The sequence below is a fragment of the Cytobacillus sp. OWB-43 genome, from assembly GCF_034651445.1.
GTDB lineage: Bacteria > Bacillota > Bacilli > Bacillales > Cytobacillaceae > Cytobacillus > Cytobacillus kochii.
In genome coordinates this window covers 795193-809713 of the sequence record NZ_JAYEFF010000001.1, presented here as the reverse complement: position 1 = coordinate 809713, position 14521 = coordinate 795193, and the positions used below count along the sequence as shown (strand labels likewise).

The following is a 14521-nucleotide window of genomic DNA, read 5'->3' as shown; positions in this document are numbered from 1 at the left end:
CTATGTTGTATACGATTAGAATATCGTATTAGCTCTTTCTTAGCTACCTTTTCTATTTTTCCTCTAATCGTACTCTGGCTCTTGCTCCAGCATTGCCAGCTGCTGAATGCTCATAATTAAGTTTGGATGTAACAGAAAAATTGCTTTATCTATTATCATGTCTTTCTGCATGATATAAAAATAACTCCTTGATCACTAAGATTATTCACGAATTTAATTAACTGCAACATATTTCTACTTTATGAATTTTAAATAGAAAAAGTTATAAACCATGCTATGATTTATAACTTTTAGTTTACATAATAATATTATTGTCTTTGTAAAGCTTTGCTTAAAAACTGTCTTACATTTCCGTAATATTGTATCTTATTAAACGCAGGATAATCAGATTGAAACTGTACGTAGATTGGAGAATCAAGTAACCATGGATAATGCTGTAAAAATTGTTGATCTCCAAAAACCAGCGCTGTTAACCAATTATTGATTTCTCTTTCATAAATAAGATATCGTATCTTAGCATACGGTTCGGTATATTCTCCTTTGCTAATTTGAAATCGGCAGAACAATACATATTGCCCCATTTGCGGTATCCACTGTGCCTGAAGCGCGTCAGAATGATTGTTCTCATTGCCTTTTACGCTCTCAATAGAAATGCTTAAATAAGCTTGTTCATCTCCATAAGGCTGTCGAAAGTAATAATTTCTATATTCAACTGGCTTAACATTTGTAGCAGGAGCAAGAATATCAACCTTTAATTTTGTTAAATCTAATTCTTGATTCATTGAATCCTTCCCCTTCATTAAAAGATTGTTACTTCTATACATCATATGCCCATTAACTAAAGTTGTGCTAGCTAGAGATTTGTACCTCATTCTTACCATAAAGAAGAAAACTCAATGCTCCTTGAGCTGCCCTTATCATAAAAAATAGCTTATAGTTTATCTTTAAAAGAAGATAAACTATAAGCATTTTAGCAATAACCGCTTATTTGTTTCTTACATCTAAAATTTCTACGTTCACTAATTGCCATTTTTCATCTTCTCTTTTCCAAAAAGATTGCAAATAAGCTATAGTATCATTTTGGTCTATACCTGTGACCCTTTGCATTCCCTTCAAGCCCTTTTCCCCCTTTGTATTTTCAAAAGGAGTAAGCATATTGTATGAGTTAACAGTTAGTTCAAAAGGTTCGTTTAATTTTCCTTTATGATATAAACCGAGTTTTTCATATTCTTTTGCATTCTCAGCCAAATCAAAAGTTACTTCTCTATTTTCATTTTCTACTGCGATAACAGCTTCGTAATTATCCTCTAATTGCGCAGTAGAAATGACTGGATCAGGTACACCTAAGTTAATTAGTTTTCCATCTTGATAACTATAAAGATAGAATGAAGCATTTTCTCCACTATCTTCGCTGTTGATTTTCACTAGCAATTCCTTATTACCATCATCATTAAAATCAATTATTTTTAATCGTGGGTCAAACCCTGGTTCTAAATCTACTTTGACAGTTTTTTTAAGATCATCTTCTACTTCTAATGATAATTCTTTAAAAAAACCAGCTTCTTCTTCATAACGGATACCTTTAATCTTTATCGTCTCTTTTATCTCTTTTCCAGAAAGCTCTGCTTCTTGGGTAATGACTGTTTTTTGCTCTTCATTCTTGTCTACACCGGCATATACAGCGGTCATCGTGGATAAACTCATCAAGAAAAAGGCAGTTAATGCGACAAGCACTTCTTTCTTCATTATAAAGACCCTCCTAACATTATTATAAGGATGCCCTTTATTGGAAGAATAATGCAAAAAGAGACTTGAAAAATTTATTTTCTTTTTATTGGTCCATAATGATCACTCATGGCCTGATTTAGCAGTCCTAAACAACGGTCAAACTCCACTTTCATTTGCTTTCTATATAGCTCGTATTCTTGCTTCCCCTTATCCGTAAGATGATAAATAATAATTTCTTGAAAATCTACACCAGGTTCACCAAGTAACTTTTTTTCTCTTCTCACCCATCCCTCTCTGGTTAATTCATGTAATGTTTTATAGATTTCGGAATGAGTAGGATGATATCCATATGGTTTAAATTCGGTTCTAAGATCATCTAAAAACTGAGTACCATAACGCTTATTCGCTTCAATCATTTTTAGTAAATACAACTTCAAAAATGCTCTTTGTCTTACAAGAAAGCCCCTCTTTAATTCTGATTCCATTGTTCTCTCCTACCTTTGCTATGAAGAATCATGTTATTTTTTTATCATTGATTGAATATACCGTTTATTTGCTTTATAACTAAAGAATAAATAGGATAGAACAGATAGTGGAATGAATGTCCAAGCTGCCCCTCTTAACAAGGCAAAAGGTGTCTCAAAAATAAACGAAAACCAAAATGACATTCCACTTTTGTCCCATAGCCCCGGAGTTAAGTAAAGTTCACTTGGTCGAATGAAATAGGCTGGATCAATGATGCCTGTATAATAAAGAAAGACTATTAGTGGGAAGTTACCAATGGCAAGCATGAGAGAAGAATGAGCGTAACGTTTATACCTTTTTGCCTTTGAAACATTATCAGAAAAAATATCATCTGTGGCTTGATCATCGATTTTCTCAAAATATTGAATCCCTGAATATTTTGATCCAGCAATATGTCTCCAACCACTATCCTCGAACAGTGTAATATAATCCAAAAAGTCTGCTGAATGCTTGAACTTTCTGAAATCTATTTTGATTTTCTTCTCTTTTGCCTCAACTAACCGAAATTTGTAGCCGAAATAAGTGCTTTCTAATTGGTACCCTTCACTCGCCATTCTCTCTAACCATTGTTCCTCTTTATCAAAGTCAATAAAAACCTTGAATTTGCGCATCTTCTCCCCTCCACTAAATATCTGTATTAGAGAATAAGTTATCAGTAATGTGAATCATATGGCTCATCCTTTTATAATCTTGTCTTAGTACCTCAATTCCTTTCTCTGTGATCACATACGTTTTTCTACGTTTATCATCACTTTCCACAGATTGTATTAACCGTTGTTTCACTAAATTTTCTATTGCTCCGTACATCGTTCCTGCCGCTATTTTCACTTTGTTGTCACTTAATTCCTCCACTTTTTGCATCATGACATATCCATGGGAAGGTTCAATTAATGATAATAGAATGTAATAGGTTGTTTCGGTTAATGGAGAATATTTATTTATGTCCATTGAATCACCCCGACACTATATATACAGTTAAACTATATAGTTCAATTATATACAGTCTAACTGTATATTGCAATAAGTCACTTTTTATACTTTCGGCCTTTTCTTACTTAATCGCATTTTTTGTTTTTTCTTTATCTATTGAATATTTGGAACATAGTTCTGTTAGAATTATTTTCGTTAATTTTTTGTATGCTTATAACTTCGAACATTAAAAAAGCCACCTAAAAGGTGGCTAAAAGATTCATTGTTCACGTAAATTGTTTGCTATAAGCGAACAAGTCTTCTTGTGCTTGTTTATATTCCTGTTTTAGTTTATTGACATAATTAGCGGTAGTTGTCACCGCGGAAATAGCAGCAATACCTTGTCCACTTCCCCAAACATCTTTCCATGCTTTTACTCGATTTTCCCCAAAATTCATTTTGCTTGGATCACTATCTGGTAGATTATCAGGATCCAAACCAGCAGCTTTTATGGATGGTTTTAAATAGTTACCATGAACCCCAGTAAATAGATTACTATAAACAATATCATCGGATGAACCATCAACAATAGCTTGTTTATACTCTTCTGAGGCTCTAGCTTCCTCTGTAGCGATAAATGGCGAGCCGATATAGGCTAAGTCTGCTCCCATCGCTTGCGCAGCTAAAATGGCTTGTCCGTTCGCAATAGAGCCAGATAGCGCTAATGTTCCATCAAACCATTGTCTAATTTCTTGAATGAGCGCAAACGGACTTTTATCACCAGCATGGCCACCCGCTCCTGCAGCAACAGCAATTAAACCATCTGCGCCTTTTTCTATCGCTTTATGTGCAAAAGTATTATTGATTACATCATGGAGTGCAATACCACCATAACTATGAGTAGCGGAGAATACTTCCTCTCTCGCTCCTAGAGAGGTAATTATAATTGGCACTTTATATTTCACGCATAGCTCCATATCTTTTTCTAATCTTTGATTTGATTTATGTACGATTTGATTAATTGCAAAGGGTGCAGCCGGTTTATCCGGGTTTTGTGCATTATAATCAGCAAGCTCTTCTGTAATCTGCGCTAACCATTCATCTAACTGAGAAGAAGGTCTGGCATTTAATGCTGGCATTGATCCAACGATACCAGCTTTACATTGTTCAATAACTAGCTTTGGGTTACTAATAATAAAAAGTGGTGATCCAATGACCGGTAACTGTAATTGCTGAAATTGTTTTGGTAAACGAGACATTTTCTTTTCTCCCTTCAAAGAACGAATGAAAACGGTAACACTTATTTACATCTGTTTTCTATATGTCCAATTTAACCCATATTTCTGTTACCCGTCAATTAAATATCAGATATTTCTAAATTAACAATATTATTTTTCGTGAAAATAAGCTGCGATTCAATCTCGCAGCTCATTTTTTTATTTCATGATTTTTACTTTTGGATTAAGCGCTTTCTTTAATGCTTGTATATAGTTGTGAATGGCTGCACTACCCAAATCAGAAGTTGGATTTAATAATTCAAAGGCATGATAAGCGCCAGGATAAATATGAAACTCTACATCGACTCCATCTTTCGCAAGTCTCGAGACATATTCAATTGTTTCATCCCTAAATGGATCCAATTGACCCACACATGTATAGGTTGGTGGTAGGCCAGAATAATTTTTTGCTCTTGCCGGCGCAGCATACGGTGAAATCTCACCATTGATATTTTTACCTAAATACATCCTCCATGCTGCTAGATTATTGCCACGATTCCATATCGCTTTTTCATCGGTGATTTCATAGCTTGATGCAGTCGTATTACGATCATCTATCATTGGATAAAGTGGCATTTGAAAGGCTATTTTCGGACCGCTTCTATCTCGTGCTAACAATGAGAGGGCAGCTGTTAATCCTCCGCCCGCACTCTGACCAGCTACTGCGATTCTACTTCTATCAATCTTTAATTCTTCACAGCTCTCATGCATCCATAACAAGGCAGCATAGCAATCTTCTATTGCACAAGGATAGCGATGCTCTGGAGCTAACCGATAATCGACTGACACAACCACACATTCAGCTTCTTTTACAAACGCTTGACAAATAGCATCACTACCATCTGGATGACCAGTTACATACCCTCCTCCATGTATGAAAAGAACAGCTGGAAGTGCCTCTTCATTTCTATTAGAAGGTTCATAGATCTTCACTAACATTCTTTGTTTATCTCCACCTTGAATAGATAATTGATTGATTCTTACATAAGGGGATGTTTCGACTGGGACGAATGCAGCCTGCCTTGCTGCTTCTAATCCCTCTGGTAACTTAAATGGTGGGAAAACCTCACAGATTTCTCTTATTTCTTCTGCTACTCTACTGATAAAATCCATTAATAGCACTCCTTTACATACTTTTTGTGATGGAAGAATGTTGGTCAAACCCACTATACTCACTAGTAGCACAATTCTCGAGGATTTTCCCGTATTGTCCTAGCCCACCTAGATAAATTAAAAATGCTTCAGGCTTTCCTTCTACATTTGCTCCAGAATACCAAGAAGGGGTTTTACTATATAATGTTTGTCTATATACTTCTTCACAGTGGATACGCCATGTTTCTTCTTGTTGCGCATTAGCTTCTACCATTTCGATTCCCTCTGCCTCTATATAAGCAATAAAACGGTCAATCCAATCCACATGCTGTTCAATACTTGTCGGCATATTTGTTGCTACAGATGGACTTTGTGGTCCAGTAATCATAAACATATTCGGGAAGAGGTTAGTGGCAACACCTAAATAAGTTGATACATTAGCTCCATGTTCCCATTTCTCCTTAAGTGATTCTCCTCCACGTCCTTTAATATCCATCGTTAATAATGGTCCGGTCATTCCATCATAACCTGTAGCGAACACAACCATATCTAAGGGATACTCTCTGCCTGTTGTGCAAATACCCTTTTCACTGAATTGTGTTATAGGCGCAGATTTTACATCGACAAAATGGACATGTGGCAAATTAAATGATTCATAATAATTTGTATCAAGAACTAGACGTTTAGTGGCAATTGGATAAGTGGGTAACAATTTTTCTGCTAACGATTGATCCTTAACAACTTGTTTTATCTTATCTCGAACAAATTGACTAAGTGTTTCATTAGAGGTTTCATTAATTAATAAATCATTATAAGTGGCACTTATCTCAAAGCCACCTTTCTTCCATGCTGTTTCATAAATTTCCTGCCGTTTAAATTGATTTTCCTCTAAGGCAGAAATCGGTCGTGAAAAAAAGGGATAACCAGTATGAGATTGAAACATTTTCTTTCTTGTATCTAATCGATTTGCTTTATATTCATTGATTTCTTCTTCTGTGTAAGGGTGATTTTGTGCAGGAATCGCATATTGAGGAGTTCTTTGGAAGCTATATACTTCCGCTGCTGTTTCTGCAATAACCGGTAAACTTTGAATTCCACTTGAACCATTACCAATAATCCCTACTTTCTTGCCATGAAAATCTACTTCGTGATGTGGCCAAGTACCTGTGTGATAGCTTTCACCTTTATACTGACTATAACCTGGTATTTTCGGGATATTCTTCGCATGTGCTGACAGACAACCGACAGCTGTAATGAAATATTTACATATCAATTGTCGACCATCTTGTAAATACACTCTCCATTGTGTAATTTCTTCATCAAAATGAGCCGCTCTTATTTCTGTTTCTAACTCAATATCCTCTCTCAGTTGTAAGCGATCTGCTACAAAGTTTAAGTATTCGAGAATTTCTGGTTGAGTCGGATAACGAGAACGCCAAGACCATTCTTCATATAACGTTTCAGAAAAGGTAAAATTATACGTATGGCTCTCTGAGTCACACCTCGCACCAGGGTAGCGGCTCCAATACCAAGCTCCCCCTACACCAGCTCCCTTTTCAAACACTCGGACACTTAAGCCACGTTCTCGTAATCTGTAGAGCATATACATGCCAGAAAACCCAGCACCAACAATGATTGCATCATAGGAAGGGAAATCTTGATGATTGTGATTGTCCATCAATTACTCACACCTTTCCACTTAAATGATTGCGCTTACATTTTATAGGTTTTGTCGAAAATATTCTGACTATTAATAGTATTAGACCTCCTATTGTAAAATTCCTCTATCCTCAATTAAATTTTTTCTCACTAATATAGCTCAGTAAAAGGAAGCATATTAATTTTAGAGGTAACAGCATTACTTATGAAATATCTTCGGTAGTATCTAATATTTCAAATAAAAGTGATGATATGTTGAATAAATCTTTAATATAGAATTTCATCCAATAATTTTGTTTAATATAAGTAAACTCGTTACAATCAAATGCTATAATTCGCATAAAAACTTGCGTGGGGGATGATGATGCTAAAGAGGAAGTTCGGAGATCGTTCAGATTGGAAAAGAATTGATAAAAGGAAATATTCACAGGCTTTCCTCAATACCAAAAACTTTAAGGGTCACATAACTTTATTACATGCACTATCCGTTACCTCACCATTATGTGTAAGTTATGGGAGAAAGAAATTATGTATAGTGGATGATGGATATATGTGGCTTCAACAATTTCCTTTAAGAAAAAACCATACAGTAACTACGATGTTCGATTCTAAAGGGAATATCATTCAGTGGTATATAGACATATGCCTCCATTATGGAATAGACAATAATATTCCATGGATGGACGATTTATTCTTAGATATTGTTATATTACCAACCGGGGAATTATATGTTTTGGATGACGACGAACTTGAAGATGCGCTAAAAAATAATATTATTAATCAACCTCTATATGATTTAGCTTGGAAAGAAGTAAAAATCATTAAAAGTTTAGTTAGAGCTGGAAACTTTAATTTGTTAAAATTGTCGAACACCCATAAAAAAATTCTATCTAAAATTTTGAAGTAACTACGATTAAATGAACAGAAGTTCTGTCTATTTCCGTTCATTAATCATGAAGATTAGATAACTAGAAGACTTAACATTAATAAAAAAATTATTTACTTTACACAGTAATCTTCCCTGTTGACCAAGAAACGTTAGAGGGATGCCTTCAGTGTTTTTTCAATACTAAAATGATCAACTAAAAGAATGATAATGCACATTAAAAAAGTACATCACTTTTATGAGTGTGTACTTTTTTAATAATGTGTCATTAAGTTAAATACAACCTTTCAACTTTTTGAAGAAATCGTTTATGTTTGTTCCTTTGTCTCAGTCCATAAATGAATAATTGCACCATTTTCTTCTTCATCTAATATAAACGATCCGTTGGAGTAGCGATCATTGTATCTAAGTTCATTCATTGCTATGGACTCGATTGTCCCTTTTTCACTTTCAACAAATGCTGTTTCATGATTATTCGTTATAACCATACCAACAATGCGATGCGGATGTTTTTTCAATTCGCGTAACATCACTACACCTCGTTTTGCCCTTGATGTTTGTTCAAACTCTTGCAGTTTCATTTTTTTCACTGCCCCGCGTTGCGTCGCAATGACAACTGCTTCTTCTTTCTCATTACTAATCATTTTTCCAGAAACAACATAGTCATCATCTTTTAGATTGATTCCTTTTACACCCGCAGCTCTTGGGCCTACTAAGTTTACTTCTTTCTCATGAAACCTGAGACCATAACCTAAATGAGTTGTGAGAAACACATCATGCTCGCCATGTGTTAGGTGAACATCGACAACCTCATCATCACCTTTTAGGTTAAGTGCAACGAGCGCTTTTGAAAAGCGTTGAGCTTTATATGATTTTAATTCGGTTTTCTTCACCATACCGTTTTTCGTAATAAATAATAATGTTGCATTCTCTTGTTCAAAATCAGTAATAGGGATTGCGTGAATGATACATTCATCACGATCGATGGCAATGATATTGGCAATATGTTGACCCATGTCCTTCCAGCGGATGTCAGGTAATTGGTGCACAGGACAATATAAGTAGCTGCCTTTATTCGTGAATAGAAGTAGAACATCCGTTGTATTCATCTCTAGCTTTGTTAATAAACGGTCGGATTCCTTCATCGCTAAATCTTGTCCATTTGAAGCTGAATAAGAACGCTGGCTTGTCCGCTTAATATACCCATCTCTTGTGACAGTAACAATCACATCTTCATTTGCTACAAGAACTTCTAGGTTAATTTTAATTTCTTCTATTTCTGCTTCAATTACTGTTCTTCTATTGTCTTCAAATTTCTTCTTCACTTCACGAAGTTCTTTTTTAATCACTGATGCGAGTTTCTTGTCACTGGCAAGAATCGATGTGAGTTCCTCTACTTTGGCCGCTAATTCCTCTGCTTCTGCACGCAATGCAGTGATATCTGTATTCGTCAAACGATATAGTTGTAATGAGACGATCGCTTCTGCTTGAGGCTCTGTAAATTGATACTCTCTCATTAAATTCTCTTTCGCGTCACGCTTATCTTTTGAAGCACGAATCGTCGCAATGACTTCGTCTAATATAGATAATGCCTTGATTAGGCCTTCAACGATATGCTGACGTGTTTGAGCCTTTTCTAAATCGAATTGTGTTCTACGTGTGACAACCTCTTTTCGATGGTCAATGTAGGCATCTAGTAAGGGGACTAGACCCATCGTTTTCGGATGACGGTTATGAATAGCCACCATATTAAAGTTATACGGGATTTGCAGATCAGTATATTTATATAAATAATGTAAAACCCCTTGTGGGTCAGCATCCTTCTTTAATTCAACGACAATTCTTAGCCCTGTACGATCCGTTTCATCACGGACTTCAGCGATTCCTTCGATTTTACGATCGAAGCGAAATTCATCCATTTTCTTCACTAAGTTCGCTTTATTTACTTCATAAGGGATTTCAGTAATGACTATTTGCTTTCTACCACCACGAATATCCTCGAAATCTACTTTACCACGGATAATAATTTTACCTTTGCCCGTTTCATAGGCTTTCTTAATGCCTTCTACACCTTGTATGATTCCACCGGTAGGAAAATCAGGTCCTTTTATATACTGCATTAAATCATCGACAGTACTTTGTGGACGATCCATACGATGAATAACAGCATCAATAACTTCTCCAAGATGATGAGGTGGGATTTCCGTTGCATATCCGGCAGAAATCCCTGTTGATCCATTTACAAGTAAGTTGGGATAACTAGCTGGTAAAACGGTTGGTTCATTCGAAGTATCATCAAAGTTCGGAATAAAATCAACCGTTCTTTTTTCAATATCATTTAAGAGTGCAGAAGAAATAGAAGATAATCTCGCCTCTGTATACCTCATCGCAGCAGGTGGATCATTATCGATACTACCATTATTGCCGTGCATTTCAATAAGAAGCTTGCGCAACTTCCAATCTTGACTCATACGCACCATGGCATCATATACAGAGGAGTCACCATGTGGGTGAAAATTACCAATCACATTACCGACCGTTTTTGCCGATTTTCTAAAACCTTTATCATGCGTATTACCTTCAACATGCATGGCATATAAGATACGACGCTGCACGGGCTTAAGCCCGTCTCTCGCATCAGGTAATGCTCTATCTTGTATAATATATTTACTATATCTGCCAAATCGGTCACCAAGGACATCTTCTAACGGCAGATCACGAAATTGTTCTGCTTTGTTCATGAATCTAACTCCTCAAGCGTCGAAATGTTTTCATTTTCTAAAATGCTGCCATCTTCTTCTAATCCGAATGCGACATTTGTTTCAATCCATTTCCTCCGTGGTTCAACTTTATCACCCATTAAAGTGGTAATTCTACGTTCCGCTCTCGCAGCGTCATCAATTTTCACACGGATGAGCGTTCTCGTTTCTGGATCCATCGTTGTTTCCCATAATTGGTCAGCATTCATCTCACCAAGTCCTTTATAACGCTGAATAATATAGCCTTTACCAACCTTTTTAATCGTATCAGGAAGCTCTTCATCACTCCATGCATACTCTATTACTTCTTTCTTTCCAGAACCTTTACTCACTTTATACAATGGTGGTAAAGCAATATAGACTCTACCTGCTTCTAGTAACGGCTTCATATAGCGGTAGAAGAAGGTCAGTAAGAGCACTTGAATATGGGCTCCATCGGTATCAGCATCCGTCATAATAATCACTTTATCGTAATTAATATCTTCAATCGTAAAGTCACCACCGACACCCGCTCCAACAGCGTGTATAATCGTGTTTATCTCTTCATTTTTAAAGATATCTGCGAGCTTTGCCTTTTCAGTATTTATTACTTTACCTCTTAATGGCAATACTGCTTGAAACCTTCTATCGCGCCCCTGCTTTGCTGAACCACCCGCAGAGTCACCTTCTACTAAATATAATTCGTTTCTTTCTGGGTTACGTGATTGAGCAGGTGTCAATTTCCCTGACAGAACCGCTTCAGCCCGTTTCTTCTTCTTTCCGCCTCTAGCGTCTTCCCTTGCTTTACGTGCTGCTTCTCTTGCTTGAAAAGCTCTAATTGCTTTCTTAATTAATAAAGAGCTTGTATCTGGATTTTCTTCAAGGAAGTAAGAGAGATACTCTGATACAACAGCATCGACAGCTGAACGCGCTTCGCTTGTTCCGAGCTTGCCCTTTGTTTGTCCTTCAAATTGTAACAGTTCTTCGGGTACACGTACTGAGACAATCGCCGCAAAACCTTCTCGTAAATCAGTTCCTTCTAAGTTCTTATCTTTCTCTTTTAGAAGCTGAACTTTACGGGCATATTCATTGAACACCCTAGTCATCGCTGTTTTAGCTCCAGCTTCATGTGTCCCTCCATCTTTCGTACGAACATTATTGACAAAAGAAAGGACATTTTCTGAAAAACCATCATTAAATTGGAAGGCAAAATCAACTTCAATACCATTATGCTCCCCTTCAAAACTAACTACTGGATGGAGCGTATCTTTTTCTTCATTTAGGTACTGAACAAATGCTTCAATCCCATTTTCATAATGATAAATCTCTTTAAGATCATGACGTTCATCCGTTATCTCGATTTTCATCCCTTTTAAGAGAAAAGCGGATTCACGTAATCGTTCACTTAGCACTTCAAAATTATATGTAGTTGTTGAGAAAATTGTCGAATCTGGTTTAAAGTGGATCGTTGTCCCTACTTGATTCGTTTTACCAACCTTCTCAAGCGTGGTTACTGGCTTTCCGCCGTTTTCAAACCGCTGTTCATAAACAATTCCATCGCGTTTAATTTTAACGACTAACCATTGTGATAAGGCGTTAACAACTGAAGCACCTACACCATGAAGTCCACCACTTGTTTTGTATCCACCTTGGCCAAACTTTCCTCCAGCGTGCAACACAGTCAATATGACTTCGGTTGTAGGTTTGCCCATCTTGTGCATTCCGGTCGGCATTCCTCGACCTTTATCTTGAACACTAATTGAATTGTCTTTATGTATTTTGACAATGATATGATCGCCGAAACCTGCAAGTGCTTCATCTACAGCGTTATCGACTATTTCGTATACAAGATGGTGTAGCCCTCTTGCATCCGTACTTCCAATGTACATTCCGGGACGTTTTCTAACAGCTTCTAATCCCTCAAGTACTTGTATGGCATCATCATTATAGTCAAATACTTCCTGATTTTTTGCCACAAGCATTCCCCTTTCATCTCTTCAAAAACCATCTATTGTCTATCAATCCGAGTCGGCAATAGAGTTTGATTATATCATAACCGCGCCTTTATGCACCTCTCTACAATAGATATCGGTTTATTATTCCATTCTTATTCACTATATTCCTTCTTATCATGCGAGTCGTATGCATATATGTTCCCCATTGTAACATGCATTAAGGTCATGTATATACTGTTGCAAGAGGCGAATAAGAACAAACGTTCTAATCATTATATCATATTTATACGTCTAAACCGCATATGAAAGAAAAAGCATGAAATCAATGTCATGATCCCATGCTACAAATGTTATTTTGTTAGCGCATGCTCTACTTTAATGCATCGATCCATGATCACGGTATAACCAGCATCACTTAACTGCTGAAATACGTCTTCATCTACAACACCTAGCTGAGTCCAAAAAAATGGGACAATCAATATTTTGAAATTCACTCGCAAGACTTGGCAAATATTCCGAACGTCTAAAGACATTAACAATATCCACTTTGCCTTCTATTTCAGCTAATGATGCAACCGCTTTTACACCTAATACTTCCTTAACTTTGGGATTAACAGGGATGATTTCGTAACCACTTTTTTGCATGGCTTCACTTACCATATAGGATGTACGATTAGGTTTATCACTTAAACCTACGACGGCAATCCTCTTTGCTTGTTTTAACATCTTTCCGATTTCAGTTCTTGATGGGTTTTCTATACTCAATACATTCACCTCTTATTTTGAACTCTACACTATTTTATCTGAATTAAAGTATAAATGCGAATAGATCGCAATGCTGTTCTTTCTGACATACAGCTTCATCTTTTTTATAAAGCTTTCCTTTTCGCTAAATATCACGTAATCCACTTAACAAAAAAGTTCTTTTCTACTAATTTTAATCATATATCTATTTAACATTCGTTTCATACTAGGGTAATCTTTGCAATTGAAAAGATATTTTAAAAGCAACATAGTACATTCACTTATTTACGTGGTACAATATAAGAACTGTATTTTTATTCCGTGGGGGAGAGTTTATGACATTTGAAGTAATCATCGTTTTTCTTATTGCTTATTTAATTGGTTCCATTCCATCTGGATTAATCATTGGTAAAGTGTTTTATGGCATTGATATTCGTGAGCATGGTAGTGGTAATCTTGGTGGGACAAACACTTTCCGAACGCTAGGAAAAAAAGCAGGTTTTACCGTTACACTGGCCGATATCCTGAAAGGTACCATAGCTGCTGGATTATTACCAATCTTCTTTGATATAGATATACATACAGTAATTATAGGAATTTTTGCTGTTATTGGCCATATGTACCCGATATTTGCAGGATTCAAAGGTGGTAAAGCTGTTGCTACATCTGCAGGTGTTGTGCTGGCGTTCGTGCCCGTCATGTTTGTGGTAATATTAGCTGTATTTTTCATCTCACTTCTCACTACTAAATATGTTTCATTATCATCAATGATTGCTGGTATTGCAGGATTGATTTATTCACTCATTCTTGGTGATCCAATTTTAATCATAGTGATTGCCTTAATGACATTGTTCATCATTTATCGACATCGTACAAATATTAAAAGGATTATCAATAAAACCGAACCAAAAGTCAATTTATTTAAAAAGAAAAGTTAACATTCAAAAGACAGCGTTATAGAATGCTGTCTTTTCTTATTTATTCATTTCTATACTAGGTAGATCGAAG

Annotated in this window: 12 protein-coding genes and 1 pseudogene; 2 read left to right on the top strand and 11 right to left on the bottom strand. The window is 36.2% G+C overall.

All coding sequences use genetic code 11. The features are described from left to right. Window positions 1-308: 308 nt before the first annotated feature. The 8 genes from U9M49_RS04045 to U9M49_RS04010 all read right to left on the bottom strand — a co-directional run bounded on the left by U9M49_RS04045 (window position 309) and on the right by U9M49_RS04010 (window position 7209). Window positions 309-782, bottom strand: coding sequence for a staygreen family protein (locus U9M49_RS04045; protein WP_180316968.1), 474 nt, complete (start codon window positions 780-782; stop codon window positions 309-311). A gap of 202 nt (window positions 783-984) precedes the next feature. Continuing rightward, on the bottom strand, window positions 985-1746 hold the full coding sequence (locus U9M49_RS04040; RefSeq protein WP_322909315.1) for a hypothetical protein: 762 nt from the start codon (window positions 1744-1746) through the stop codon (window positions 985-987). Between the two features lie 74 nt (window positions 1747-1820). After that, window positions 1821-2213, bottom strand: a complete 393-nt coding sequence (locus tag U9M49_RS04035) for a helix-turn-helix transcriptional regulator (protein WP_095373315.1) — start codon at window positions 2211-2213, stop codon at window positions 1821-1823. A 33-nt stretch (window positions 2214-2246) separates the two neighbouring features. Next, window positions 2247-2864, bottom strand: coding sequence for a DUF2812 domain-containing protein (locus tag U9M49_RS04030; RefSeq protein WP_095373316.1), 618 nt, complete (start codon window positions 2862-2864; stop codon window positions 2247-2249). Between the two features lie 13 nt (window positions 2865-2877). Next, complete coding sequence (locus tag U9M49_RS04025; protein WP_095373317.1) at window positions 2878-3201, bottom strand: PadR family transcriptional regulator; 324 nt, start codon at window positions 3199-3201, stop codon at window positions 2878-2880. Window positions 3202-3449: 248 nt separating this feature from the next. Next, the gene (locus tag U9M49_RS04020) at window positions 3450-4421 is read right to left on the bottom strand and encodes an NAD(P)H-dependent flavin oxidoreductase (protein WP_095373318.1); all 972 of its coding nucleotides are present in this window, start codon (window positions 4419-4421) and stop codon (window positions 3450-3452) included. A gap of 177 nt (window positions 4422-4598) precedes the next feature. Then, entirely contained in the window at window positions 4599-5552 is a 954-nt protein-coding gene (locus tag U9M49_RS04015; RefSeq protein ID WP_322909314.1) for an alpha/beta hydrolase, read from the bottom strand. A gap of 13 nt (window positions 5553-5565) precedes the next feature. Continuing rightward, a complete protein-coding gene (locus U9M49_RS04010) occupies window positions 5566-7209 on the bottom strand; it encodes a flavin-containing monooxygenase (protein ID WP_095373320.1) in 1644 nt (547 codons plus the stop codon). A 345-nt stretch (window positions 7210-7554) separates the two neighbouring features. On the opposite strand from U9M49_RS04010, the gene U9M49_RS04005 reads away from it, so the two are divergent. Next, window positions 7555-8097, top strand: a complete 543-nt coding sequence (locus U9M49_RS04005; protein WP_307314037.1) for a DUF402 domain-containing protein — start codon at window positions 7555-7557, stop codon at window positions 8095-8097. 287 nt (window positions 8098-8384) lie between these two features. Here the strand turns inward: U9M49_RS04005 and parC are convergent, their stop codons facing one another. From parC to U9M49_RS03990, 3 genes and pseudogenes are all read right to left on the bottom strand, one after another. Next, window positions 8385-10817 carry a DNA topoisomerase IV subunit A gene (parC, locus tag U9M49_RS04000; protein WP_307314039.1) on the bottom strand — a complete coding sequence of 811 codons (2433 nt, stop codon included), beginning with the start codon at window positions 10815-10817 and terminating at the stop codon, window positions 8385-8387. Further along, window positions 10814-12790, bottom strand: a complete 1977-nt coding sequence (gene parE / locus U9M49_RS03995) for a DNA topoisomerase IV subunit B (RefSeq protein WP_322909313.1) — start codon at window positions 12788-12790, stop codon at window positions 10814-10816. The genes parC and parE overlap by 4 nt, the downstream gene beginning before the upstream one ends. Window positions 12791-13119: 329 nt before the next feature. Beyond that, window positions 13120-13534 (bottom strand): annotated as a pseudogene (locus U9M49_RS03990) (CoA-binding protein). Between the two features lie 314 nt (window positions 13535-13848). On the opposite strand from U9M49_RS03990, the gene plsY reads away from it, so the two are divergent. Further along, entirely contained in the window at window positions 13849-14451 is a 603-nt protein-coding gene (gene plsY, locus U9M49_RS03985; protein WP_095373323.1) for a glycerol-3-phosphate 1-O-acyltransferase PlsY, read from the top strand. The last annotated feature ends 70 nt before the right edge of the window (window positions 14452-14521 follow it).